1 protein-coding gene is annotated in these 1605 nt (G+C 49.3%); it reads left to right on the plus strand.

Going from position 1 to position 1605, the window contains the following annotated elements:
* Positions 1–136: 136 nt before the first annotated feature.
* Positions 137–1417, plus strand: a complete 1281-nt coding sequence (locus OCH80_RS10095; protein WP_404540632.1) for an RNA-guided endonuclease TnpB family protein — start codon at positions 137–139, stop codon at positions 1415–1417.
* The last annotated feature ends 188 nt before the right edge of the window (positions 1418–1605 follow it).

Below are 1605 nucleotides of genomic sequence, written 5' to 3' on the forward strand. Positions count from 1 at the left end.
CGCGCGGAAACCTTCGATTTCAATCGAGGGGGGAGCGCGCCTTTCTCCTTTCTAAATTCTCTAGATAATTAGTATTCCAGTGGCCACTTTCACTATTTTTATGTTATAATATATTTAGTGAAAGGAGGCATGACCAATGGAAATTTCTTTGACCATTAAAGCTCACATCAAAGTGGCCAGTTCCGACAATGCCAAATCACTGGCAGACAGCATGGAAATTTACAGACAGGGCTGCAACTTCGTATCCCAATATGTTTTTGAGCATGACTTTGAACTCCGCCAGGCAAAGCTGAACAAAGCACTCTACTCCGACTTGCGACAGAAGTTCAGCCTCAGATCCCAAATGGCTCAGTCTGTTTTGAAGACCGTTATTGCCAGATACAAGTCTGTTCAAACTCAACTTGGTCAAAAGCCATATAAAATCCACGACATCAATGCGCCCCAAGGTGAGGGCTGCTATGCTGTTCAGCGCGATCTTGACTGGCTTTGGAAGCCAATCTTCTTTAAGCGACCGCAGCTGGATGAGGTCAGAGGCCGGGACTATTCCTTTAAGCAGAACGGCAAGATCGTGTCCGTCAACACCCTTGACGGGCGGATTGAATGCGAGATTGCCATGCCCGGCTTTGAGCAGTATCTGAATGACGAATGGACTTTTGGCACTGCCAGGATTCTTAAATCCGGCAAGCACTGGTTTATGCACATCAGCGCAACCAAGTCCTTCCCTGATTATGAGATTGGGCAGACTCGCCATGTTGTCGGAATTGACCGTGGCCTGCGGCAGATCGCTGCCTGCTATGACGAAAAGGGCAAAACCCTCTTCATAAGCGGCAAGGCTATTGCCCGCAAGCGTCAGCACTATAAGGAGCTGCGCAGCCATCTGCAGGCTAAGAACACTAGAAACTCAAAGAGACGCATCCGCAAGATTGGCAATCGAGAGAACCGCTGGATGAGCGACTGCAATCACTGCTTGTCTAAGACACTCGTTAGCCACTACGGACCAGACACTCTCTTTGTCCTTGAAGACTTAACTGACGTGACCTTTGATACGGTCTACAACCGCAAGAGGGAAAACAGATATGAGCACCATTCCTGGTCTTTCTATGATCTTGAGCAAAAGCTCAAGTACAAGGCGCGTCTGAACGGCAGTGAAGTCGTCAAGGTAGATGCTCACTATACCAGTCAGCGCTGTCCTAAGTGTGGCCGGATCTTCAAAGAAAACCGTGACCATGGACTGCACATGTACATCTGTGACAGATGCGGCTACCGCTCCAATGACGACCGCATCGCCGCGATGAACATTCAGATGCTGGGAACGATGTACGTCAGTGGCGTGCCTAATCCATCGTATCAGAGCAAACGCGGCACAAGCGAAGCCAAGAAAGCCAAAGTCAAGAAATCAAAGAAACAAACAAATTAGAGCAGTGCGTACACGTGCTGTTCTGCCGTAGTTAATCAATCTGCGGAAGCATCTGAGGTCCGCCAAGGATGCTTGAGAAGCGACAGCGTAAGCCTTCGGGCTTGGCTATGGGAGAACTCTCTTCGGGGAGTTTGTTTGGACCACGCTAGTTAGTCGCAAACCTCCGACCTCGGTCGGGGGTAGTTGAT

It is taken from the genome of Lactobacillus sp. 23-2, from assembly GCF_044902225.1.
GTDB classification, from domain to species: Bacteria; Bacillota; Bacilli; order Lactobacillales; family Lactobacillaceae; genus Lactobacillus; species Lactobacillus absianus.